Source organism: Paenibacillus radicis (ex Gao et al. 2016) (assembly GCF_014641555.1).
Taxonomy (GTDB): Bacteria; Bacillota; Bacilli; order Paenibacillales; family Paenibacillaceae; genus Pristimantibacillus; species Pristimantibacillus radicis.
Window position 1 is genome coordinate 1 of record NZ_BMHY01000043.1, and the last position, 545, is coordinate 545.

General features: G+C 45.9%; 1 rRNA gene. It reads left to right on the plus strand.

What is annotated here, in order from left to right:
- Positions 1 to 101: 101 nt before the first annotated feature.
- Positions 102 to 218: ribosomal RNA gene (gene rrf, locus IEX98_RS28990) — 5S ribosomal RNA — on the plus strand.
- The last annotated feature ends 327 nt before the right edge of the window (positions 219 to 545 follow it).

Consider the following 545-nt stretch of genomic DNA (forward strand, 5'->3'; position numbering starts at 1 on the left):
CGTTGTCAGTTTTGAGAGAACAATCAAGTTCTTTCAAACAGTTTGTTAGCTCTTTACGCATCCGCGTTAAGTGCAACACAAACGCTAAGTCATTCAATCCGTTTGGTGGCGATGGCGGAGGGGAACCACGCGTTCCCATACCGAACACGACCGTTAAGCCCTCCAGCGCCGATGGTACTTGGACCGCAGGGTCCTGGGAGAGTAGGACGTCGCCAAGCAGGTGTTTGACACACCTATCGTTTTGATTGTTACGTCTTTGCTGAAGATTAACTCTGAAGCGAACGCAACGCAAAACACTTTGTTCCTTGAAAACTGGATAGCGAAATGAAATGAAACATCCTTTAGCGAATTGATTCTTTCTTCTTTAGAAAGAGTAAGCGAAGTTTAAGTCGGTGTCGCTGATTTTTCGATGGAGTTGTTTCGAGTTCAGGATGGCTTTTCGAAGGTTCCTTATGAATCGCTTTGCGGTGAATGAAGAATCAAGAATGGCAGCATGAACCGATAACAACGAAGTAGAACAGCAGCAACGCCCCGATTAAACGGAG